Raw genomic sequence first — 22,531 nt, 5'->3', positions numbered from 1 at the left:
CGCGAGTCGGGAGGGGGACGCCCCCAGCGCGGCGGGGCGGCCCTTGCGCGGGGGCACTGGCTTCGGCCGCGCCGGTTTCATGGGATGCGGGCGGCTCTTGGCGTTGCGAGTAACGGAGCTCAGGCAGGCGCCTGCCCCGCAAAATCCGAGTGCAGATCGAAGACCAGCGTGCGCAGCCACTGGCTGGCGGGGTCCTTGTGGTACTTGGCGTGCCAGAAGAGGTTGATGGCGATGCGCGGCAGCTTGACCGGGTGCGGACGCGCCACCAGACCGAAGGGCTCCACCATGCGCCCAGCCAGCCGCTCGGGCACGGTGGCGATCAGGTCGGTGGACTGCAGGATGTGGCCGATGGCCACGAAGTGCGGAACCTTGAGCTTCACGCGCCGCTCGGGTGAGTGCCTGTCCAGGATTTCGTCGACCTGGCCATGGCCGGTGCCGGCCGAGACCACGGCCACATGTTCGGCCGCGAAGAAGTCCGCTGCGCGCAACTGCCTGCGCTGCGCGAGCCGGTGGCCCTGGCGCAGCAGCACCACATAGTCCTGCTCGAACAGCCGGCGCTGGAAGAAACCCGCCTTGAGCTGCGGCAGCAGGCCGATGGCCAGGTCCACCTGGCCGGCCTCCATCGCGTCCTTGAGGTTGACCGCCGTGTTGCGCACGGTGCTGATGGCCACACCCGGTGCCAGCTCGCCGATGCGCTGCATGAGCTGCGGCAGGAAGTAGATCTCCCCGATGTCGGTCATGCCCACCGTAAAGCTGCGCCTGCTGCCGGCAGGGTCGAAGGCATTGCGCGCATTCACCGCGCCGTGGATCATGCCCAGCGCATAGCCCACCGACTCGGCCAGTTGCTCGGCGAACGGCGTGGGCTGCATGCCGCTGGCGGTGCGCAGGAACAGGGGGTCGTCGAACTGCCGGCGCAGGCGCGCCAGGGCATTGCTCACGGCCGGCTGGCCCAGGCCCAGGTTCTCGGCCACCTTGGAGACCTTGCGCTCGGTGAGCAACTGGTTGAAGACCACCAGCAAATTGAGATCGATGTCCTTGAGCTCCATGGCCTGCCCCGATGAATATTGATTTCAATGATATTCAACATTGATCCCATCGCGTTGACTGATTTTCAGGTGGGCCGGATCATCGCCGCCATGACTCCCCCAGGGAGCGCGGCGATCCCGAACCAAGAGACAACGCACGATGGAAATCCATGTCCGCCCACTGCGGCGCACCTTGCACGTCGCCGCAGGCGTGAACCTGCTCGATGCCCTGCGCGCCAACGACGTGCCTGTGTCGTACAGCTGCATGGCCGGGCGCTGCGGCACCTGCCGCTGCAAGGTGGTGGCGGGCGACGTACTCGAATCGGGCCGCGAGGCCCAACGCCCTCTGGGCGCTGCCACCGATGGCGATGCCGGCTATGTGCTGGCCTGCCAGACCTTCGTGACCGAGCCCTGCACGGTGGAGATCGCCGAGCCCGACGAGGTGGTGGTGCATACCGCGCGCACCCTCAAGGCCACAGTGGTCGCCATCGAGGATGCGACCCACGACATCAGGCGCCTGCGCCTGCAGCCGGCCAAGCCCCTCGACTTTTCTCCGGGCCAGTACGCGCAGCTGCAGTTCACGCCCGCGCATGCGCGCCCCTATTCCATGGCGGGCCTGGCCGGTGATGGCGAGCTGGAGTTCCATGTGCGGCTGGTGCCCGAGGGGCGCGTGACAGGGTACATCGCGCAGGAGCTGAAGGTGGGCGACACGGCGCGCGTGAGCGGCCCGCTGGGCTCGGCCTACCTGCGGCGCCAGCACACCGGCCCCATGCTCTGCGTGGCCGGTGGCACGGGCCTGGCGCCCATCCTGTCCATCGTGCGCGGCGCGCTCGCGGCCGGCATGCGCAACCCGATGCACCTGTACTTTGGCGTGCGTTCCGAGCGCGACGTCTATGGTCTGGAATGGTTGGCCGCGCTGCAGCACGAGCACCCTGCCCTCAGCGTGCACACGGTGCTGGCCTCGGGGCGCGCTGCGGGCTGCCGCACGGGCCTGGTCACCGACGCCATCGCGCAGGACTGGCAGGACCTGGCCGGGTTTCGCGCCTACCTCTGCGGCGCACCACCGATGGTGGAGGCCACCGCACTGCTGGTGCGCCGCATGGGCGTGTTGCCTGCGCAGGTACATGCCGATGCCTTCTACGCCAGTGGCACATGACTGCCTCCAAGGAATTACCGATGCACCCAGCCCACTCCCATTCCGCAGCGAGCCTGGCCGCGCGCAAGGCCTACTACGAGCGTATCGGCGGCAACAGCATGACGCCGCTGTGGGAAGTACTGGGCGCACTGGTGCCCCCAGAGCCGCGCTCGCCGGCGGTGCCGCACCACTGGTCGTACGCGGCGGTGCGCGACCAGGTGATGGAGGCGGGCCGGCTGATCAGCGCAGAGGAAGCCGAGCGCCGCGTGCTCATCCTCGAGAACCCCGGCCTGCGCGGGCAGTCGTGCATCACGCAGTCGCTGTATGCGGGGCTGCAGCTGATCCTGCCGGGCGAGGTGGCGCCCGCGCACCGCCACACGCAGTCCGCCCTGCGACTGGTGCTCGATGGCGAGGGGGCCTACACATCGGTGAACGGCGAGCGCGTGACCATGCGCCGGGGCGACTTCATCATCACTCCGGCCTGGACCTGGCACGACCATGGCAACCTGGGCAGCGAGCCCGTGGTCTGGCTCGATGGTCTCGACATTCCGTTGGTGCGCTTTCTGGACGCCGGTTTTGCCGAAAAGTCCCTGGAGCGGTCGCAGGGCGTGGAGCGACCGGAGGGCGACGCCCTGGCGCGCTACGGCGCCAACATGCTGCCCATGGACGAGCCACCACCGCAGCCAGGCGATCCCACCCGCTTGTTCGTCTACCCCTACGCGCAAACGCGGGCCGCGCTGCTCGCCCTGTCCCAGGGCGCGCCCGATCCGCACCTGGGCTTCAAGCAGCGCTTCGTGAACCCGGCCACCGGGGCGTCGCCCATGCCCACCCTGGGCACCTTCGCCCAGCGCCTGCCAGCCAGCTTTTCCACCCGCCCGTACCGCTGCACTGACGGCACGGTGTATGTCTGCCTGGAGGGCGGCGGCGAGGCGGAGATCGAAGGCCAGACCTGTGCCTTCGAGGAACGCGACGTGTTCGTCGTGCCGTCCTGGCACACGCTGGCCCTGCGCGCCCGGGCCGACACCATCCTCTTTTCGTACTCGGACCGCCCGATGCAGAAGGCCCTGGGCCTGTGGCGCGAGGAGCGGCTGTGATGCCGCGGCACCGCCCACCACAAGAAACAAGGAGACAGCCATGAGCAGCGAACCCCACACCATCTTCCCGGCACAGGCCCGGTGGGAGGGCCCGGGCACGAGCCGCGTGCCCTTCAAGGTCTACACCGACGAAGCGCTGCACCGCAAGGAGCTCGAACGCTTCTTCTACCAGAAGCACTGGTGCTATGTGGGCCTCGAAGCCGAGATCCCGAACGCGGGCGACTTCAAACGCACGGCGATCGGCGAGCGCTCAGTGGTCATGGTGCGCGATGCCGAGGGCGGCATCAACGTGATCGAGAACGTCTGCGCGCACCGCGGCATGCAGTTCTGCCGCGAGCGCTCGGGCAACCGCAAGGAGCTGGTCTGCCCCTACCACCAGTGGAACTACACCTTGAAGGGCGACCTGCAGGGAGTGCCATTCCGCCGCGGCGTGAAGCAGGACGGCAAGGTCCACGGCGGCATGCCGGCGGACTTCGACCCGGCCGAGCACAGCCTCAACAAGCTGAAAGTCGCCACGCGCGGCGGCGTAGTGTTCGCCTCGTTCGACCATGGCGTGGAACCGTTCGAGGACTTTCTCGGCCCCGAAATCCTGGCCTACTTCGACCGGCTGTTCGATGGCCGCAAGCTCACCCTGCTGGGCTACAACCGCCAGCGCATTCCGGGCAACTGGAAGCTGATGCAGGAGAACATCAAGGACCCCTACCACCCCGGCCTGCTGCACACCTGGTTCGTGACCTTCGGGCTCTGGCGCGCGGACAACAAGAGCGAGCTCACCATGGACGCGCGCCACCGCCATGCGGCCATGGTCTCCACGCGCGGCCAGGCGGGCAAGGCCGGCCAGGTCACGCAGGTGTCCAGCTTCAAGGAAAGCATGCAGCTTGAAGACCCGCGCTTTCTGGACATCGTGCCCGAGCCCTGGTGGGGCGGGCCCACGGCAGTGATGATGACCTTGTTCCCGAGCGTGATCCTGCAGCAGCAGGTCAACAGCGTTTCCACGCGCCACATCCAGCCCGCAGGCCATGGCGCCTTCGACTTCGTGTGGACGCACTTCGGCTTCGAGGACGACACAGCCGAGATGACTCAGCGCCGCCTGCGCCAGGCCAACCTGTTCGGCCCGGCGGGCTTTGTCTCGGCCGACGATGGCGAGGTGATCGAGTTTTCGCAGCAGGGCTTCGAGCAAAAGCCTTTTCACCGCGCGTTGGCCGAACTGGGCGGGCGCGAGGTGGGCGACACCGACCACATGGTGACCGAGACCCTGATCCGCGGCATGTACCAATACTGGCGTGAAGTGATGGAAGACGATGCTCCACCGCAGGAAGAGGGGGGCTGAGATGGACTTCGCCACCTACTACGCCCTGACCCAGCTCTATGCCGACTACGCCAGCGCCGTCGACTCGGGCGACTGGGACCTGTGGCCCGGCTTCTTCACCGACGACTGCAGCTACCGCCTGCAGCCGCGCGAAAACCACGAGCGCGGCTTTCCGCTGGCCACGCTGTCCTTCGAGAGCAAGGGCATGCTGCGGGACAGGGTCTACGGCATCAAGGAGACCCTGTTCCACGACCCCTACTACCAGCGCCACATCATCGGCGCGCCGGTGGTGCGCCAGCTCGACGGCGAGCGCATCCACTGCGAGGCCAACTACGCCGTGCTGCGCACCAAGCTGTCGCAGATGTCCACGGTGTTCAACGCGGGCCGCTATATCGACGAGGTGGTGCGCACGGCCGAGGGCCTGAAGTTCGCGAAGAAGCTCGTCGTCTACGACAGCGAAATGATCCCCAACTCGATCATCTACCCGATCTAGAAAGTCCAAGCCATGAACAACACCACCACCCAGCAATGGACCGATGCGGCCGCGTTCGACGACGTACCGCAGGACGACGTGATCGGCCTGGCCGTGGACGGCCGCGACATTGCCCTCTACGGCGTGGAGGGCGCGGTCTACGCCACCGACAACCTGTGCACCCACGGCCACGCCCGGCTGTGCGACGGCTTTCTGGACGGCCACGAGATCGAGTGCCCGCTGCACCAGGGCCGGTTCGACGTGCGCAGCGGTGCGCCCACCTGCCAGCCCGTGACCGAGGCCGTGCGCACCTACCCGGTGCGCATCGAGGGCGGGCGGGTGTATCTGGCACTCGGCTGAAGGCAGCGCACTATCATCGCTGCCATGGACCGCATTCTCTACACCTATTTCCGCAGCTCGGCCGCCTACCGGGTGCGCATCGCGCTCAACCTCAAGGGCCTCATGGCCACGCAGATCCCTGTGCACCTGGTGCGCGATGGCGGCGAGCACCTCAAGCCAGAGTACAAGGCCATCAACCCCCAGGGCCTGGTCCCCGTGTTCGGCGAAGACGGCATGCGCGTGAGCCAGTCGCTGGCCATCCTCGAATACCTGGAAGAAAAGTACCCCACCACGCCGCTGCTGCCCAGCGCCCTGGCCGACCGCGCCTACGTGCGGCAACTGGCGCTGGTGATCGCCTGCGAGATCCACCCGATCAACAACCTGCGCGTGCTCAAGTACCTGACGGGCACCCTGGGCGTGGCCGACGCGGCCAAGAGCGACTGGATCAAGCACTGGATCGCCCAGGGCTTCGAGGCGTTGGAGGCCGAGATCACCGCCGCAGGCCACAGCGGCGGCTTCTGCTTTGGCGAAACGCCCACCCTGGCCGACTGCTGCCTGGTGCCGCAGATCTTCAACGCGCGGCGCTTCGACGTGGACCTGTCGCCCTACCCCACGCTGGTGGCCATCGACGAGCGCTGCGCTGCGCTGCCGGCCTTCCAGCAGGCGCACCCCTCTGCACAGGCCGACGCGCAATAAAGGGCTCAGCGCGGCGCGTTGGACTCCAGCCAGGCCCGCAGGCGCCGCACGCCTTCGACCAGGCGCGCCGGGTCCTTGGACGCAAAGCACCAGCGCAGCCAGCCCTGGGCTTCGGCGCCAAAGGCATTGCCCGGTGCCAGGCCCAGGCCGGCCTCGGTCACCAGGCGCTTGGCCAGGGTGAGTGAGTCATTGAAGCCTTCGATCTGGAAGAAGGCGTACATGCCGCCGCGCGCAGCCGTCACCTTGACGCCCGGCACCTGGGCGAGCAAGGGCACCAGCGTGTCGCGGCAGGTCTTCAGGTGCGCCACCACGCGCGGCGTGATCTCCTCGCTGTGCTCCAGCGCCGCCAGGGCCGCGCGCTGGGTGAACACGCTGGCGCACGAGGTGTTGAACTCGATGACCTTGGCGATGCCGTCCACCAGCGCGGGCGGCAGCACCAGCCAGCCCAGGCGCCAGCCGGTCATGAGAAAGCTCTTGGAGAAGCTGTGCGCCAACACCAGCCGGTCGTCGGCGCCGGCAATGTCCAGAAAGCTCGGCGCGCAGCGGTTCTCGGTGGGCTCGTAGTAGAGGCGCTCGTAGACCTCGTCGGCCAGCATCCAGGTGCCCGTGCTGCGACAGTGGTCCAGGATGCGCTGCTGCTCGGCGCGCGTCAGCGTCCAGCCCGTGGGGTTGTTGGGGGCGTTGAGGATGAGCAGCCGGGTCTGGGCGGTCACGGCCTGGCACAGGGCATCCAGGTCCAGCGTCCACTGCCCGTCGGCGGGAGTCAGCGGCAAGGTGCGCACGCGCGCGCCCAGGATCACCGGCTGCGCCACCAGGTTGGGCCACACGGGCGTGACCACCACCACCTCGTCGCCCGCATCCACCAGGGTCTGCACGGCCAGCATCAGCGCACTGACGCCGCCCGAGGTGATCGCGATGCGGCCCGCGTCCACCGCCGGGTGCAGGGTGCTGGTGTAGCGCGCCACCGCCTCGCGCAGCGCAGGCAGGCCCAGGTTGTGGCTGTAGAAGGTCTCGCCGCGCTGCAGGGATTCGATGGCGGCGTTGCGCACCACCTCGGGCGTGACCTCATCGCTCTCGCCGAACCAGAAGGCCAGCACGTCGTCGCGCCCCAGGCCGGCGTTGGCGACCTCGCGGATCATGGAGGGTTCGAGGGTCTGGATGGTCTCGCGCATGGTCGGAAAACGGCGGTGGCCCGCAGCAAATCGGTGAAGGGACTGCAAGCGTAGCGCTTTTTCCAGGGCCCTTCAGGGCGATTGATCGCCGCCCTGCACAGCCCACCAGCGCTCGCCCATCTGCAGCTGCAGCCATTCGATGAAGCTCACCACCTTGGCAGGCACCATGCGCGGCGAAGGGTAGACGGCATGGATCTCCTGTGGCGGCAGGGTCCAGCCGGGCAGCAGCGACACGACGGCGCCGCCCTCGAGCGAGCCGTGCGCCACGTAGGTCGGCAGCGCCGCGATGCCCATGCCGCCGCGCGCGGCGGCCAGCAGGGCCGAGAGGTTGTTGGAGCGCAGCGGCCCGGCCACCGGCACCGTGAGCGCCGCACCCGAGCCGTTGCCCAGGTGCCAGCGCGCATCGCCCTGTGCGGTGCTGTAGACCAGCGCGTCGTGACGCGCCAGGTCGGCCGGCTCGGCGGGCGTGCCGCGCTGCGCCAGGTACCCGGGCGAGGCCACCAGCACCCAGGGGTTGAGCCCCAGGTAGCGCGCGCCCAGCGTGGAATCGGCCAGGCGCCCCATGCGAATCGCGACGTCGATGCCCTGCTCCACCAGGTTCACGTAGCGGTCCTCGAAGACCAGCTCGATCTGCAGGCGCGGGTTCTCGCGCATGAAGCGCATCACCAGCGGCACCAGCACGCGCCGCCCGAAGGCCACCGAGGTGCTGATGCGCAGCCCGCCCTGCACCTGGGACTGCAGCAGCGCGGCCACGGTCTCGGCTTCTTCGACATGGTGGGTGATGAGCTTGCACTTGGCGTAGTACAGGCGGCCGATCTCGGTGGGCGACACGCCGCGCGTGCTGCGGTGCAGCAGGCGCGAACCGAGCTGCTTTTCGAGCTGGGCCACGAGCTTGGTGGCCGAGGGCTGGCCCACGCCCATCTCGGCGGCAGCCTTGCTGAACGAGCCCAGGTCGACCACGCGCACGAACAGTTTGACTCCGAGAAGGCGATCCATGGAAACGATTATCGGCAGCGCCCGGCGGCTGATTGCATTCCAAAAGGGAATAACGCTAATGCCCTGGATGCGGGTTCCGGGCTTTGGCCAATGCGGGGAGCATCCAGTACATCAGTTTTCAAACCCCTTGACAGGAGACCCCGATGGCAACAATGAAGGCCGCCATGGCCGCCGTGTTGGTGATGGAGAAAGAGGGCATCACGCAGCTGTTCGGCGTGCCCGGCGCAGCGATCAACCCGTTCTATGCGGCGGTGCGCGAGCGCCAGTCGCTCACCCACATCCTGGCCCGCCACGTGGAGGCCGCCTCGCACATGGCGGAGGGCTATACCCGCGCCCGGGCCGGCAACATCGGCGTGTGCGTGGGCACCAGCGGGCCGGCCGGCACCGACATGATCACCGGCCTGTACTCGGCCATCGCCGACAGCATTCCCATCCTGTGCATCACCGGCCAGGCGCCGCGTGCCCGGCTGTACAAGGAGGACTTCCAGGCGGTGGACATCGAGTCCATCTCCAAGCCAGTGACCAAGTGGAGCGTGACGGTGCGCGAGCCGGCCCTGGTGCCGCGCGCCTTCCAGCAGGCCTTTCACCTGATGCGCTCGGGCCGGCCCGGGCCGGTGCTGATCGACCTGCCCTTCGACGTGCAGATGGCCGATATCGAGTTCGACATCGACACCTATGAACCGCTGCCGGTCTACAAGCCCGCCGCCACGCGCAGGCAGGTGGAAAAGGCGCTGGACATGCTCGAAGCCGCCGAGCGCCCGCTCATCGTGGCCGGCGGCGGCATCATCAACGCCGATGCCTCGGACCTGCTGGTGGAGTTTGCCGAGCTGACCGGCGTGCCCGTGATCCCCACGCTCATGGGCTGGGGCACCCTGCCCGACGACCACCCGCTGATGGCCGGCATGTGCGGGCTGCAGACCAGCCACCGCTACGGCAATGCCACCTTGCTGGCCAGCGACTTCGTAATGGGCATCGGCAACCGCTGGGCCAACCGGCACACCGGCTCGCCCGAGGTGTACTGCAAGGGCCGCACCTTCGTGCACATCGACATCGAGCCCACACAGATCGGCCGCGTGTTCAACCCCGACTTCGGCATCGTCAGCGACGCGCGCGCCGCGCTGCAGCTGCTGGTGCAGGTGGCGCGTGAGCGCAAGGACACCCGGGGTCTGCCCGACCGCAGCGACTGGGCCGGCCGCTGCGCCGAACGCAAGTCGCTGATGCACCGCAAGTCGCACTTCACCGAGACCCCGATCAAGCCCATGCGCGTGTACGAGGAGATGAACGCCGTGCTGCCGCGCGACACCATCTACGTGAGCACCATCGGCCTGAGCCAGATCGCGGGCGCGCAGTTCCTGCACGTCTACGGCCCGCGCCAGTGGATCAACTGCGGCCAGGCCGGCCCGCTGGGCTGGACCATTCCCGCTGCGCTGGGTGTGGTGGCGTCTGACCCCACGCGCACGGTGGTCGGCCTCTCGGGCGACTACGACTTCCAGTTTTTGATGGAAGAGCTGGCCGTGGGGGCGCAGTTCAACCTGCCCTATGTGCAGGTGCTGGTGAACAACAGCTACCTGGGCCTGATCCGCCAGGCCCAGCGCGGCTTCGACATGGACTACTGCGTGCAGCTGGCCTTCGAGAACCAGAACGTGGCGCCGGGCGAAGGCGACCTGCGCAGCTACGGCGTGGACCACCAGGCCGTGGTGCAGGGCCTGGGCTGCCGCTCGCTGCGCGTGACCGACCCCGAGAAGATCGCTGGCGCCCTCACCGAGGCCCTGGCCCTGGCGCGCGAGCACCGCGTGCCGGTGGTGGTGGAGGTGATCCTGGAGAAGGTCACCAACATCGCCATGGGCACCGAGATCGACAAGGTCAACGAGTTCGAGGCCATCGACTGCCGCCACCCCGGTGGACGTGGCGGCCTGGAACTCGCCGGCCTGCTCGACTGAACAACATTCAAGGAGACACCCGCATGCCCCGCTTTGCCGCCAACCTGGCCATGCTCTTCACCGAGCTGCCTTTCATCGACCGCTTTGGTGCCGCCGCGCGCGCCGGCTTCACGGCCGTCGAGTTCCTCTTCCCCTACGCCTGGCCGGCCGAGGAGATCCGGGCCCAGCTCGACGCCCATGGCCTGCAGCTGGTGCTGCACAACCTGCCTGCGGGCGACTGGGGCGCGGGCGAGCGCGGCATCGCCTGCCTGCCCGGGCGCGAGGCCGAGTTCCGCGCCGGCGTGGCCCAGGCCATTGCCTATGCCCAGGCCCTGGGCGTGAACCAGCTCAACTGCCTGGCCGGCAAGGCGCCGGTCGGCGCGTCCCCGGAGCTGCTGCGCCGCACGCTGGTGGAGAACCTGCGCTTTGCCGCGCAGGAGCTGCGCCAGGCCGGGCTGCGCCTGCTGGTCGAGCCCATCAACACCCATGACATCCCGGGCTTCTCCGTGAACACCACGGCCCTGGCTCTGGATCTGCTCGACGAGGTGGATGCCAGCAATGCCTTCGTGCAGTACGACATCTACCACGCCCAGCGCATGGAGGGCGAGCTGGCCGCCACTTTAGCCAAGCACCTGCCGCGCATCGGCCACATCCAGCTGGCCGACAACCCGGGCCGCAACGAGCCGGGCACCGGGGAGATCAACTACGCCTGGCTCTTCAAGCACATCGACGCCATCGGCTACACGGGCTGGATCGGCTGCGAATACAAGCCCGCCACCACCACCGAGGCTGGCCTGGGCTGGCGCGAAGCCCTTACCCAACCCTGACTTGCAAGGACATCTCCCAATGACCACCACTTCCCTCAAGATCGGTTTCATCGGCCTGGGCACCATGGGCGCGCCCATGGCGCAGCACCTGATCCAGTCCGGCCACCAGCTGTTCGTGCACACCCGCGGGCGCGTGCCGCCCGCCATTGCCGAAAGCCGGGCCACGCAGTGCGTCACCGCGCGTGGCGTGGCCGAACGTGCAGACGTCATCTTCACCATGGTGCCAGACACGCCGCACGTGGAGGCAGCGCTGTTCGGGGAGACCGGCGTGGCGGCCGGTCTCAGCAAGGGCAAGACCGTGGTGGACATGAGCTCCATCTCGCCCATCGCCACCAAGGACTTCGCACAGCGCATCAACGCCCTGGGCTGCGACTACCTCGATGCGCCGGTCTCGGGCGGCGAGGTGGGGGCGAAGAACGCCACGCTGTCCATCATGGTCGGCGGGCCGGACGCGGCGTTCGAGCGCGTCAAGCCGCTGTTCGAGTTGATGGGCAAGAACATCACCCTGGTGGGCGGCAATGGCGACGGGCAGACCGCCAAGGTGGCCAACCAGATCATCGTGGCGCTGAACATCGAGGCAGTGGCCGAGGCCCTGCTGTTCGCCGCCAAGGCCGGTGCCGACCCGGCGCGCGTGCGCCAGGCGCTGATGGGCGGCTTCGCCTCGTCCAAGATCCTCGAAGTGCATGGCGAGCGCATGCTGCGCCGCACCTTCGACCCCGGCTTTCGCATCGAGCTGCACCAGAAGGACCTGAACCTGGCCCTGGCCAGTGCGCGTGCCCTGGGCGTGGCCCTGCCCAACACCGCCACCGCGCAAGAGCTGTTCAACACCTGCGTGGCGCATGGCGGCGCGGGATGGGACCACTCGGCCCTGGTGCGCGCGCTCGAAGCCATGGCGAATTTCGAGATCGGCCAGGCGCCGGCCCGCTGATGGCGACCGCACCCCAGCAGCAGTTGCTGCGCCGCATGTTCGACGCGGCCATCGCCAGCGCCCAGCCGGCCCTGTGCGTGCCGCCGCACCTGCCCTCCCCTGCGTCGCTGGGCACGGGCCGCCTCGTCGTTATCGGCGCCGGCAAGGCATCGGCCGCAATGGCGCGGGCGGTGGAGGACCACTGGGATGGACCGCTTTCGGGCTTGGTCGTCACGCGCTATGGGTACGCCGCTTCCTGCCGCCACATCGAGATCGTGGAGGCCGCCCACCCCGTGCCCGACGCGGCCGGCATGGCGGCCGCGCAGCGCATGCTCGACTGCGTGGCCGGCCTGCGCGCAGACGATTTGGTGGTGTGCCTCATCTCGGGCGGCGGCTCGGCGCTACTGCCCCTGCCGCTGCCGGGCATCACCCTGGCCATGAAGCAGGAGGTGAACCGCGCGCTGCTGCAGTCGGGCGCCACCATCAGCGAGATGAACTGCCTGCGCCGCCACCTCTCGGCCATCAAGGGCGGGCGGCTGGCGCTGGCCTGCCACCCGGCGCGTGTGCTGACCCTGCTGCTGTCGGACGTGCCGGGCGACTCGCCCGCCGACATCGCCTCAGGCCCCACCGTGGGCGACGTCACGACCTGTGCCGATGCGCTGGACATCGTGCGCCGCTACGGCATCGCGCTGCCACCGGCGGCGCGCGAGCTGCTGGAGTCGGGCCAGGGCGAATCGCCCAAGCCGGGCCACCCCCACCTGGCCCGCAGCGAGGTGCGCATAGTGGCCACGCCCCAAATGGCCCTGGAGGCCGCGGCCGAGGTGGCGCGCCAGGCCGGCTACACCCCGTACATCCTGGGCGATGCGCTGGAGGGCGAGGCGCGTGATGTGGGCCGGGTGCTGGGCGGCATGGCACTGCAGGTGGCGCAGCGCCAGCAGCCGTTTTCCGCACCGTGCGTGCTGCTCTCTGGCGGCGAGACCACGGTCACCGTGCGCGGCAACGGGCGCGGCGGGCGCAATGTGGAATGCCTGCTCTCCATGGCGCTGGCGCTGCAGGGGCATCCGCGCATCCACGCCCTCGCGGGCGATACCGACGGCGTGGACGGCCAGGAGGAGATCGCGGGCGCGCAGCTCACGCCCACCACGCTGCAGCGCGCGCAGGCCCTGGGCATCCGGCCCGCCGATGCTCTGGCACGCAACGACGGCCATGGATTCTTCGGCGCGCTCGGCGACGCGGTGGTGACCGGGCCTACGCTGACCAATGTGAACGACTTCCGGGCCATCGTGATCGACGCGCCCTGAAAGCGCGGGCACCAAGCGGTGCTGGAATGTCCGATTCTGATACCCGGTTGTCCCCCGCGTGCATGGAGCCGAACACGCGCAAGGCCTAAGATTCGGGGATGCCCTGCCGAATCCGCCCCCTGCCCCATCTCCTCGTTTTTGCCAACCCAAGGTCCGCCCCATGAGCGCGCCCGCCGCCCTGCGCCCGCGCGACCTGGTGCTCGCGCTGCTCGTGATCCTTGTCTGGGGTGTCAACTTCGCCGTGATCAAGGTCGGCCTGGTCGGCGTGCCGCCGCTGCTGCTGGGGGCGCTGCGCTTCATGCTTGCCGCCTTCCCAGCGCTGCTGTTCTTCAAGGCGCCGAAGGTGCCCCTGCGCCTGTACCTGGCCTTCGGGCTGACCATGTCTGTGGGGCAGTTCGCCTTCTTGTTCAGCGCCATCCACGTGGGCATGCCCTCGGGCCTGGCCTCGCTGGTGCTGCAGTCGCAATCGTTCTTCACGCTGGTGCTCACGGCCCTGTGGCTGCGCGAGCGCTGGCAGGGCAACCAGCTGGCGGGCCTGCTGCTGGCGGCCGGGGGGCTGGTGCTGATCGGCAGCGCGCATGGCGCCTCGATGCCGCTGCTGGGGTTTCTGCTCACGGTGGCCGCCGCCGCCATGTGGGCCTGCGGCAATATCGTGAGCCGCGCCGTGGGCCGGCACGGACCCATGAACCAGCTGGCCTTCGTGGTCTGGGCCAGCCTGGTGCCACCGCTGCCGCTGCTGGCGCTGTCGCTCCTGATCGAAGGGCCTGCCGCCATCTCGACCGCACTGCAGGGCTTCGGCCTGGCGTCCTTCGCCTCGGTGGCCTACCTGGCCTGGGCGGCCACGCTGTTCGGCTATGGGGTGTGGACCTTCCTGCTCTCGCGCTACCCCATCAACCGCGTGGCGCCCTTCACGCTGCTGGTGCCGCTGGTGGGCCTGACCACGGGCTGGCTGGCCTTTGGCGAGACCTTGCAGCCAGTGCACTTCATCGGCGGAGCCTTGCTGATGGTCGGCCTGTTCGTGAATCTCTTCGGGGCCCCGCTGCTGGCTCGCCTGCGGCTGCAGTGGAAAGCCTGATCCCGGCACGCCCGTAACGCGGGACACTGTCACCGTGAGGGGGCGACGCCCTTGACGCCTGGCGCTTAAAGATATACATTAAATCCATGTTTACGCGGCGCGGTAGACAGCAAGCCATCCAGGACCCCGGCCATCCGATCCCAGCGCCTTTACTGGAATGCACCCATGACCACCGACACCCACGGCACCCAAGCCCCCCACACCGACCACAGCCTCGATGCGCACCGCCCCGCCGCCGGCTTCTCCGACCGCGTGGCCCTGTCCATCACCCTCGCGCTGCGCTTTTTCGCCGATACCTTCTTTGCCAAGCGCTACGGCAACCGCGCCATCGTCCTCGAGACGGTGGCAGCCGTCCCCGGCATGGTGGGCGGCATGCTCGTGCACCTGCGCTGCCTGCGCTGGATGGTGGACGACGAAGGCTGGATCCGCACCCTGCTCGACGAGGCAGAAAACGAGCGCATGCACCTCATGACCTTCATCGAGATCGCCCGGCCCAACTGGTTCGAGCGTGCGGTGATCCTGTTCACCCAGGCCGTTTTCTTCGTGTGCTTCTTCGCGCTGTACCTGGTCACTTCGCGCACGGCACACCGCCTGGTGGGCTACTTCGAAGAGCAGGCCGTGGTCAGCTACACGCTGTACCTGGCAGAGATCGACGCAGGCCGGGTCGAGAACGGGCCGGCACCCGCCATCGCCATCGGCTACTGGAAGCTGCCCGCCGATGCCCGCCTGCGCGACGTGGTGCTGGCCGTGCGTGCCGACGAGGCGGGCCACCGCGACGTGAACCACGGCTTTGCCGATGCGTTGGCCGGCTTGGCCACCGCACAACACGCCAGCTGAGACAATCCAGCGCAACGCCCTCCTGCCCAGCTCCATGCGCCTGACCCTGTTCACCGACTACTCCCTGCGCGTTCTGCTGGTACTGGCCTCGCGCACCGAGTCCCTGGTCACCATTGCCGACATCACCGAGGCCTTCGACATCTCGCAGGCCCACCTGATGAAGGTCACCCATGCGCTGGGCAAGACAGGCTGGGTGGACACGGTGCGCGGCCGCAATGGCGGCATGCGCCTGGCGGTGGACCCGCGCAGGCTCTCGCTTGGCGAGGTGGTGCGCCGGCTGGAGGCCGACTTCGCACTGGTGGAATGCATGGGCGAGGACAACCACTGCGTGCTGACCGGCGGCTGCGGCCTGGAGGCGGCGCTGCGGCAGGCCACCGAGGTCTTCCTGCGCGAACTCGACCGCTATACGATCGCCGACCTGGTCAACACCAGCCCGGCGCTGGCGCAGTTGGCGCTGTGGCAGCCCGTCACCTGGAAGGGGCTGGCACAGCGTCCGGCCGCAGCGGACCGCAGCCACGCCTGAGCAAGCCCCCCTCAGTCCAGGGTGATGTTGTTGCCCTTGATGACGTTGACCCAGCGCTTGCTGTCCACCTGCAGCACACTGGCAAAGGCCTCGGGCGTGCCGCCGATGGGCACCAGGCCCATGCTGCCCAGGTACTTTTTGTACTCGTCGGAGGCCACGATCTTCTGCGACGCGGCGGCCACCATGTCGATGGCGGCCTGCGGCGTGCCCTTCAGGGCAAAGATGCCATGCCAGGAGTCGCCCTCGAAGCCCGGGAAGGTCTCGGCCACGGTGGGCACCTGGGGCAGGGATTCGAGGCGCTGGCGGCTCGACACGGCCAGCGCCCGCACCCGGCCCGTGCGGATGAACTGCAGCACGTCGGCGATGGGGCTGAACGCCGTGTCCACCGTGCCGCCCACGATGTCATTGAGCCCGCCATCCTTGTAGGGCACGTGGTTCATCGAGACGTTGGCGCTGTTGGCGAAATGCGCCATGGACACGTGCGGCGCCGTCGCCACGCCGTAGGACGCATAGCTCACCTTGCCCGGCTTGTCTTTGGCCTCATTGATGAGGTCGGGCAGGGTCTTGAAGGGCGAGCTGCTGGCCACGGTGATCACCAGCGGGATCGACAGGGTCTGGATCACCGGTACCAGGTCGCCGACCTGGTAGGGCAGCTTCTTGTAGACGTAGGGGTTGATCGAGATCGTGCCGCTGGCGGTGTACAGGAAGGTGTAGCCGTCGGCCGGCGCAGCCACGAACTGCTGCGTGCCGACGATGGTGCTGGCGCCCGGCCGGTTGTCGACGATGACGCCCTGGCCCACGGCCTTGGACAGACGCTCGGCCCAGAAGCGCGCCATCACGTCGGGCGCCGTGCCGGCCGGGAAGGGCACGATCACCTTGATGGGGCGGCTCGGGTACTTGTCCTGCGCCAGTGCCGGCACTGCCAGGCAGGGTGCCAGGGCGAGCAGCGCCAAGCCCATGAGGCGGCGGCGGGGGGATGGTTGGGTTGCTTTCGTTGTCATGCTTGTCTCCTTTGGAATGGTTGTTCGTTACGGCGATGGCGCAGCAGTGGGTCTTCGCCCCTCGTAGGCCATCTGCAGCAGATGGCGCACAGCGCTCTTCTCCAGCGGCCGGGGGTTGGGGTACTGCTGGGTCAGGGCCAGGTCGCATGCGGTGTCGAGGTCGGCCTCGCGCAGGCCCAGGTCACGCAAGGCCACGGGCGCGCCCGCGGCCTGCGCCAGGTCGAACAGCGCGCCAGCCACGTCGCCCGGGTCCACGCCCCCCAGGGCGCGCGCGATGCGCTGCGCGGCACCGGGCACATGGCCCAGGTTGAAGGCCAGCGCATGCGGCAGCACCACGGTGTGGGTCTCGGCATGGGGCAGGTTGAAGCTGCCGCCCAGGGTGTGGCACAGCTTGTGGTGCAGGGCCACGCTGACATTGCCCAGCACGCTGCCGCACAGCCAGGCGCCGTACAGGGCATCGCTGCGCGCCTGCACATTGCCCCCATCGCGGTGCAGGGCCGGCAGCGCCCGGGCCAGCGCGCGGATGCCCTCTTCGGCCATCAGCTCCATGACAGGGTTGCTGTCCTGCGCGTACAGGCCCTCCACCGCATGCGCGATGGCATTGATGCCGCTGGTGATGCTCAGCGGCACGGGCAGCGACAGCGTGAGCTCGGGATCGTAGATCACCGTGCGCGGCATCACCCGGGCATCGCGGCCGGTGGTCTTGAGGCCGGCTTCGGTGATGCCGTAGATCGGCGTCATCTCGCTGCCCGCGTAGGTGGTCGGTATGGCCAGGATGGGCAGGCCCGAGTCGAGCGCGATCGCCTTGCCCAGGCCGATGGTGGAGCCGCCGCCGATGGCGACGGCGCAGTCGGCCCCCAGCCGGCGCGCCTCGTCACGCGCCGCCCGTGCGGCCTCTATGGGCACATGCATCTCGGCCCGTGCAAAGACGCCGGCTGCGTGCGCACCCAGGCGGTCTGCCACCTGCCGGGCCTGCGCCACCTGCCCGGGCGTGCACAGCACGAGGGCGCGCCGCGCGCCCAGCAGATCGATCTCGCGTTCGAGGTGGGCCAGCGCCCCGGCGCCGAACACGGTGCGCGGCGACTGGTGGCGGTAGACGAAGTCGTGCATGGGGTGCTTCTCCAGCGGCGCACTCACGCCACAGTGACGGGGTAGTCCACCTGGTAGCGCGCGGTGCGCATGGCGCCCAGTTCGGCCCGCACGCGCAGGTGCTCGGGGTGCTCGGCGTAGGCGGCCAGGGCCTCGGGCGAATCGAACTCGCTGTAGAGCACCACGTCGCAGGCGTAGCCGGTGCGGCTCACGTCCACGCCGATCTCCAGGTGCCGCAGCCCAGGGATGCGCCCCTTGAGACTGCCGAAGCTGGCGCACAGGCGCTCGATGTTGTGCTGCCGTTCGGCGGGTGTATCGCCCTGCACATTCCACATCACGATGTGGCGGATGGCGCTGGGGGTGGTGTGGCTCATGCAGGGACTCCCGCCTTGGCAGGGTTGAGCACGAGGTCGTACGCGAGCAGGTAGCTGCCATCGGGCTGCTGGGTCCAGTCGCAGACCAGGGACTGGCGCACACCGAACACCGCGTCGGAATCGAGGTAGTCGCTGTCCTGCCGGAAGACGTGGGTGATCAGCGTCTCGTAGCCCGGCGCCTTCACCATGAAGTGCAGGTGCGCCGGGCGCCAGGGGTGGCGGCCGGTGGCCTGCAGCATGGCGCCCACGGGCCCGTCGTGCGGAATGGCGTAGGGCACGGCGACGATGGAGCGAAAGTGGTAGCGGCCCTCGCCGTCGGCACGCAGCTGCCCGCGCGCCTGCGCCTGCTCCAGCGCCTCGTGCTGCACGTCGTACAGGCCGTCGTCGTCGGACTGCCAGACATCGAGCGTGGCGCCGGCAATGGCCTCGCCCCGCGTGCCACGCACCGTGCCGCGCACCTGGCAGGGCGTGCCCTTGGCGCCGTTGGCGATGTCAGCGCCCAGTTCGTACTGCGGCGCGTCCTTCACGTAGAAGGGGCCGAACACCGTGGCCTCGGTGCAGCCCTCGGGCTTGTGGTTGTTCATGGCCACGGTGAGCATGGACAGGCCCAGCACGTCCGACAGCAGAATGAACTCCTGCCGCTTGTCGTCGGTGATGTGGCCGCAGCGGGTGAGGAATTCAACGCCCTTGAACCACTCGTCCTCGGTCAGTTCCACCTCGCGGGCAAAGGCATGCAGGTGCTGCACCAGGCTGATGAGAATTTGCTTCAGGCGCGGGTCGGCGGTGCCCGCAAAGCTGGCGATGACCGCCTGGGTGATGTTGTCCTGGTCGAGATTGCGCATGGTTCCTGTCTCCGCCGTGGTGTTCGCTGGCTGTGAGACCGGACTTTATGATTTCCACAAAACAATATAAACAGGTCAAAATGGAATGAAGATTTCCAATAAATGAAAATATGGACCGCCTTACCGAGCTGGAGTTGTTCATCAAGGTCGCCGAAGTGGGCAGCATGGGCGGCGCGGCCGAGGCGCTGGGGCTGTCCAACCCCGCAGCCAGCCGCCACCTGGCATCGCTTGAAGGCCGGCTCAAGGCGCGGCTGGTGGAGCGCAACACCCGGCGGCTGTACCTGACGAGCGAGGGCCAGGAGTTCTACGAGCGCGCACGCGCCGTGCTCGCCGAGCTGCAGGACGCGGAGACGGCCCTCAACTCCAGCACGCTCAAGCCCTCGGGGGTGCTGCGCGTCAGCGCATCGCTGTCGTTTTCGATGCAACTGATCGCCCCGCGCCTGGCGCAGTACCACCGGCTGTACCCGCAGGTGCGCGTGCACATCGAGGCGGCCAACCGCTACCTGGACATGATCGAGAACGGCATCGACGTGGCGATCCGCAACCGCGAGTTCGAGCCCGACAGCAGCATCACCATCCGCAAGCTGGCCTCCACCCGGCGGGTGCTGTGCGCCTCGCCGGCCTACCTGGCGTCGCACGGCATGCCCCAGTCGCCGGACGAACTCTCTGCGCACGACTTCCTGATCTATGTGTACGCCAACCATGCGCACGAGCTGCGCCTGACCCGCGACGCGGACAGCTGCGTCGTGGCCATCCAGGGCCTGCTCGAATCGAACGATGGCCAGGTGCTGCGCGCCGCCGCGCTGAGCGGCCTGGGCATCCTGGTGCAGCCGAGCTACATCGTCTACGACGACATCGTGGCCGGGCGGCTGGTGCCGGTGCTCAACGACTGGGACCTGCCGCGCATCCAGATCAACATCGCCTACCCGAGCCGCAAGCACCTCTCGGCCAAGGTGCGCTCCTTCATCGACTTCATGGCCGACGAGTTCGAGAAGAACAACTACGAGCGCAAGTGGACCAGCTACATGGGGCTGCGCTGAAACCTAGCGGTTGCCGAACTGGCTGTGCACCCAGCTGCGCAGCATCTGCGTGGCCGGCCGGTCGGCCGCGCGTGGGCTGTAGACCAAGTCGTAGCGGTAGCTGTCCACCGCGAGATCGAAGGGCTGGACCAGCACGCCCGAGCGCAGCTCGTCTGCCACCAGCGTCAGGCTGAGCAGGCCCACGCCCTGGCCCGCCACGGTGGCCTGCACGGCATGCATCTCTTCGGTGAACGACAGCCCCGCATCCGATGGCGCGTCGCCGACCAGCCCTGCCCGCTGCAGCCAGGTGCGCCAGACCGGCGCGAGGGATTCGTCGCGCGGCGTCTGGGCCCACTCGAAATGAATCAGCGGCACGGCACCCAGGTCGCGCAGCGCCAGCGCCGCCAGGGTGGGCGTGCACACGGGGGCAAAGCGGTCCTGGAACAAGGGCTCCACCACCATTTCGGCGTAGCGCCCGCTGCCGTAGCGGATGGCAGCGTCGGCCTCGGTGTCGAGGTCCACCACCCGGTGGCTGGCATCCAGGCGCAAAGCCCAGCCCGGGTGCTGTGTGCTGAACGAGCCGACGCGCGGCGCCAGCACCTTGGCCATGAAGGCCACGGTCGATGACAGCGTGGCCGTCTGTGCCTGGCCCTCGGTGCGGCGCACGCGCTCGACCGCGCGCTCGAAGCTGTCCAGCCCGTCGCGCAGCACCGGAAACAGCTGGTGCCCTGCAGCCGTCAGCGACACCTGGCGCGTGCCGCGCTCGAACAGGCGCACGGCCAGGTGCTCCTCCAGCAGCTTGATCTGGTGGCTCACGGCCGTGGGGGTGACATGCAGCTCGTCGGCCGCGTCCTTGAAGCTCAGCCGCCGCGCGGCGGCCTCGAACACCCGCATGGCACCCAAGGGGGGGAAGTCTGCGCATAGTGACAGTTTAGTTCTACTCATCTGTCACCTGAAAAATCAACCTTTGTCGAGTGCCACTCCTTTGAACAAACTGGCCGCATGCCATCGCCCTCCCGGGCACATGGCACAACACCGTTCATCCATCAAGGAAACCACCATGCCACTCACGCAAGTCCACACCCAGCCCGACCCCTACGCCCCCTTCCTGCTGTCGCAGGCCATTGCGCTGGGCAACCTGGTCTTCGTCTCGGGCCAGGCGGCCATCGGCGACGATGGAGCCATCGTCGGCAAGGGCGACTTCGATGTCCAGGCCGAACAGGCCTTCCAAAACCTCGACCGCGTTCTCAAGGCCGCCGGCACGGACCTGCGCCATGTGGCCAAGGTCACGATCTTCCTGACCTCCATGGCGCACTTTCCGAAGATCGTGGAGCTGCGCCGGAAATGGTTTTCTGCGCCCTACCCGGCCGACACCATCGTCGAGGTCTCGGGCCTGTATTCGCCCGAGGCGATGATCGAGATTGAGGCCATCGCCACCCTTCCTGGAGCGCAGGCATGACGCCCCTGCTGTCGCCCGGCCGCATCGGCAGCCTGGAACTGCCCAACCGCCTGGTGGTCGCTCCCATGACGCGCGTAAGTGCCGCCGCCACGGGCGAGGCCACCCAGCGCATGGCCCGCTACTACGCGCGCTTTTCAGAGGGCGGCTTCGGCCTGGTGGTCACCGAGGGCATCTACACCGACCAGGCCTTTGCCCAGGGCTACGCCCACCAGCCGGGGCTGAGCGACCGCGCGCAGGCCCTGGCCTGGCGCCCCGTGGTGCAAGCCATCCACGCGGCAGGCGGGCGCGTGTTCGCGCAGTTGATGCATGCGGGCGCGCTGTCGCAGTTCAACCGGTTCCGCAGCCACACGGCAGGGCCTTCGGCCGTGCGCCCGCTGGGGCAGCAGATGGCGCTGTACCGGGGCGAAGGCCCCTACCCGGTGCCGGTGGCGATGACCGGGGCCGACATCGCCGAGGCCATTGCCGGCTTTCGCCAGGCGGCACGGCTTGCCGTGGAGGTGGCCGGCTTCGACGGCGTGGAGGTCCACGGCGCCAATGGCTACCTGCTCGACCAGTTCCTCACAGGCCATACCAACACCCGCAGCGATGGCTGGGGCGGCGCCATCGGCCAACGCGTGCGGCTGGCCTGCGAGGTGGTGCAGGGCGTGAAGCAAGAGCTGGGCACCACCTCGCCGGTCGGGGTGCGCATCTCGCAGGGCAAGGTCAATGACTTCAGCCACCGGTGGCCCGAGGCCGAGGCCGGTGCGGCCACCGTGTTCAGCGCCCTCGCGCAGTCGGGCGCGGACTACCTGCACGTCACCGAGTTCGAGGCCTGGCGGCCGGCGTTCGCCGATGCGGGCGCCAGCCTGGTGCACCTGGCGCGCCGCCATGCGCCGGGTGTCACCCTCATCGCCAACGGCGGTCTGCACGATCCCGCGCGGGCCGCGAGCGCGATGGACGATGGCGCCAACCTCGTGGCCCTGGGGCGCGGCGCGCTGTCCAACCCCGACTGGCCGCAGCGCCTGCGCGATGGCCTGGCACCGCGCGCGTTCGATCCGGCACTGCTGTCACCGCTGGGCGACCTCAAGGCGGCGGAATGCGAGACCGCAGACACAACCGGGTGATCGAAAGGCTGCGCGGC

Annotated in this window: 24 protein-coding genes; 16 read left to right on the top strand and 8 right to left on the bottom strand. The window is 68.6% G+C overall.

Going from position 1 to position 22,531, the window contains the following annotated elements; genetic code table 11:
- Positions 1–119: 119 nt before the first annotated feature.
- Positions 120–1,046: a LysR family transcriptional regulator gene (locus tag ASE31_RS10770; protein ID WP_057201647.1), complete on the bottom strand. Its 927-nt coding sequence runs from the start codon at positions 1,044–1,046 to the stop codon at positions 120–122.
- A gap of 139 nt (positions 1,047–1,185) precedes the next feature.
- Between ASE31_RS10770 and ASE31_RS10765 the strand changes: the two genes are divergently transcribed.
- From ASE31_RS10765 to maiA, 6 genes are read left to right on the top strand one after another with little or no spacing between them, the layout of a single operon-like run.
- Positions 1,186–2,181 carry a 2Fe-2S iron-sulfur cluster-binding protein gene (locus ASE31_RS10765; RefSeq protein WP_057201646.1) on the top strand — a complete coding sequence of 332 codons (996 nt, stop codon included), beginning with the start codon at positions 1,186–1,188 and terminating at the stop codon, positions 2,179–2,181.
- A gap of 20 nt (positions 2,182–2,201) precedes the next feature.
- Positions 2,202–3,254, top strand: coding sequence for a gentisate 1,2-dioxygenase (gtdA, locus tag ASE31_RS10760; RefSeq protein ID WP_057201645.1), 1,053 nt, complete (start codon positions 2,202–2,204; stop codon positions 3,252–3,254).
- A 40-nt stretch (positions 3,255–3,294) separates the two neighbouring features.
- A complete protein-coding gene (locus ASE31_RS10755) occupies positions 3,295–4,584 on the top strand; it encodes an aromatic ring-hydroxylating dioxygenase subunit alpha (RefSeq protein WP_057201644.1) in 1,290 nt (429 codons plus the stop codon).
- A 1-nt stretch (position 4,585) separates the two neighbouring features.
- A complete protein-coding gene (locus ASE31_RS10750; protein WP_057201643.1) occupies positions 4,586–5,056 on the top strand; it encodes an aromatic-ring-hydroxylating dioxygenase subunit beta in 471 nt (156 codons plus the stop codon).
- A gap of 12 nt (positions 5,057–5,068) precedes the next feature.
- Entirely contained in the window at positions 5,069–5,395 is a 327-nt protein-coding gene (locus tag ASE31_RS10745) for a non-heme iron oxygenase ferredoxin subunit (RefSeq protein WP_057201642.1), read from the top strand.
- 24 nt (positions 5,396–5,419) lie between these two features.
- On the top strand, positions 5,420–6,070 hold the full coding sequence (gene maiA, locus ASE31_RS10740) for a maleylacetoacetate isomerase (protein WP_057201641.1): 651 nt from the start codon (positions 5,420–5,422) through the stop codon (positions 6,068–6,070).
- A gap of 5 nt (positions 6,071–6,075) precedes the next feature.
- Here maiA and ASE31_RS10735 read toward each other — a convergent pair whose 3' ends face one another.
- Both ASE31_RS10735 and ASE31_RS10730 read right to left on the bottom strand, forming a co-directional pair.
- A complete protein-coding gene (locus ASE31_RS10735) occupies positions 6,076–7,242 on the bottom strand; it encodes a pyridoxal phosphate-dependent aminotransferase (protein ID WP_057201640.1) in 1,167 nt (388 codons plus the stop codon).
- Between the two features lie 72 nt (positions 7,243–7,314).
- Positions 7,315–8,238, bottom strand: coding sequence for a LysR family transcriptional regulator (locus tag ASE31_RS10730; protein ID WP_057201639.1), 924 nt, complete (start codon positions 8,236–8,238; stop codon positions 7,315–7,317).
- A 143-nt stretch (positions 8,239–8,381) separates the two neighbouring features.
- Between ASE31_RS10730 and gcl the strand changes: the two genes are divergently transcribed.
- The 7 genes from gcl to ASE31_RS10695 all read left to right on the top strand — a co-directional run bounded on the left by gcl (position 8,382) and on the right by ASE31_RS10695 (position 15,627).
- Complete coding sequence (gcl, locus tag ASE31_RS10725; protein WP_057201638.1) at positions 8,382–10,178, top strand: glyoxylate carboligase; 1,797 nt, start codon at positions 8,382–8,384, stop codon at positions 10,176–10,178.
- A gap of 23 nt (positions 10,179–10,201) precedes the next feature.
- Complete coding sequence (gene hyi / locus ASE31_RS10720; protein ID WP_057201637.1) at positions 10,202–10,984, top strand: hydroxypyruvate isomerase; 783 nt, start codon at positions 10,202–10,204, stop codon at positions 10,982–10,984.
- A gap of 19 nt (positions 10,985–11,003) precedes the next feature.
- Positions 11,004–11,912: a 2-hydroxy-3-oxopropionate reductase gene (gene glxR, locus ASE31_RS10715; protein WP_057201636.1), complete on the top strand. Its 909-nt coding sequence runs from the start codon at positions 11,004–11,006 to the stop codon at positions 11,910–11,912.
- On the top strand, positions 11,912–13,192 hold the full coding sequence (locus ASE31_RS10710; protein WP_057201635.1) for a glycerate kinase: 1,281 nt from the start codon (positions 11,912–11,914) through the stop codon (positions 13,190–13,192). Before glxR ends, ASE31_RS10710 begins: the two co-directional genes overlap by 1 nt.
- 160 nt (positions 13,193–13,352) lie before the next feature.
- The gene (locus ASE31_RS10705; RefSeq protein ID WP_057201634.1) at positions 13,353–14,267 is read left to right on the top strand and encodes an EamA family transporter; all 915 of its coding nucleotides are present in this window, start codon (positions 13,353–13,355) and stop codon (positions 14,265–14,267) included.
- Positions 14,268–14,432: 165 nt separating this feature from the next.
- Positions 14,433–15,104 (top strand): alternative oxidase, encoded by a 672-nt coding sequence (locus tag ASE31_RS10700; RefSeq protein WP_082604126.1) that lies wholly within the window; start codon positions 14,433–14,435, stop codon positions 15,102–15,104.
- 34 nt (positions 15,105–15,138) lie between these two features.
- Positions 15,139–15,627 carry an Rrf2 family transcriptional regulator gene (locus tag ASE31_RS10695; RefSeq protein WP_057201633.1) on the top strand — a complete coding sequence of 163 codons (489 nt, stop codon included), beginning with the start codon at positions 15,139–15,141 and terminating at the stop codon, positions 15,625–15,627.
- A gap of 11 nt (positions 15,628–15,638) precedes the next feature.
- Here ASE31_RS10695 and ASE31_RS10690 read toward each other — a convergent pair whose 3' ends face one another.
- From ASE31_RS10690 to ASE31_RS10675, 4 genes are read right to left on the bottom strand one after another with little or no spacing between them, the layout of a single operon-like run.
- Entirely contained in the window at positions 15,639–16,628 is a 990-nt protein-coding gene (locus ASE31_RS10690; RefSeq protein WP_057201632.1) for a tripartite tricarboxylate transporter substrate binding protein, read from the bottom strand.
- A gap of 27 nt (positions 16,629–16,655) precedes the next feature.
- The gene (locus ASE31_RS10685) at positions 16,656–17,738 is read right to left on the bottom strand and encodes a maleylacetate reductase (RefSeq protein ID WP_057201631.1); all 1,083 of its coding nucleotides are present in this window, start codon (positions 17,736–17,738) and stop codon (positions 16,656–16,658) included.
- Positions 17,739–17,761: 23 nt separating this feature from the next.
- Positions 17,762–18,091 (bottom strand): Dabb family protein, encoded by a 330-nt coding sequence (locus ASE31_RS10680; protein WP_057201630.1) that lies wholly within the window; start codon positions 18,089–18,091, stop codon positions 17,762–17,764.
- Positions 18,088–18,933, bottom strand: a complete 846-nt coding sequence (locus ASE31_RS10675) for an intradiol ring-cleavage dioxygenase (RefSeq protein ID WP_057201629.1) — start codon at positions 18,931–18,933, stop codon at positions 18,088–18,090. Before ASE31_RS10675 ends, ASE31_RS10680 begins: the two co-directional genes overlap by 4 nt.
- A gap of 110 nt (positions 18,934–19,043) precedes the next feature.
- Here ASE31_RS10675 and ASE31_RS10670 point away from each other — a divergent pair, with 110 nt between their 5' ends.
- The gene (locus ASE31_RS10670) at positions 19,044–19,973 is read left to right on the top strand and encodes a LysR family transcriptional regulator (protein WP_057201628.1); all 930 of its coding nucleotides are present in this window, start codon (positions 19,044–19,046) and stop codon (positions 19,971–19,973) included.
- 3 nt (positions 19,974–19,976) lie between these two features.
- Here the strand turns inward: ASE31_RS10670 and ASE31_RS10665 are convergent, their stop codons facing one another.
- The gene (locus ASE31_RS10665) at positions 19,977–20,846 is read right to left on the bottom strand and encodes a LysR substrate-binding domain-containing protein (RefSeq protein ID WP_082604150.1); all 870 of its coding nucleotides are present in this window, start codon (positions 20,844–20,846) and stop codon (positions 19,977–19,979) included.
- A 166-nt stretch (positions 20,847–21,012) separates the two neighbouring features.
- Between ASE31_RS10665 and ASE31_RS10660 the strand changes: the two genes are divergently transcribed.
- Both ASE31_RS10660 and ASE31_RS10655 read left to right on the top strand, forming a co-directional pair.
- Positions 21,013–21,411, top strand: a complete 399-nt coding sequence (locus tag ASE31_RS10660) for a RidA family protein (protein ID WP_057202452.1) — start codon at positions 21,013–21,015, stop codon at positions 21,409–21,411.
- Positions 21,408–22,514 carry an NADH:flavin oxidoreductase gene (locus ASE31_RS10655; protein WP_057201626.1) on the top strand — a complete coding sequence of 369 codons (1,107 nt, stop codon included), beginning with the start codon at positions 21,408–21,410 and terminating at the stop codon, positions 22,512–22,514. Before ASE31_RS10660 ends, ASE31_RS10655 begins: the two co-directional genes overlap by 4 nt.
- Positions 22,515–22,531 lie beyond the last annotated feature (17 nt).

The sequence above is a fragment of the Acidovorax sp. Root217 genome, from assembly GCF_001428645.1.
GTDB lineage: Bacteria > Pseudomonadota > Gammaproteobacteria > Burkholderiales > Burkholderiaceae_C > Acidovorax.
The sequence above is the reverse complement of the archived record's forward strand: the minus strand, read 5'-3'. Positions and strand labels throughout refer to the sequence as shown.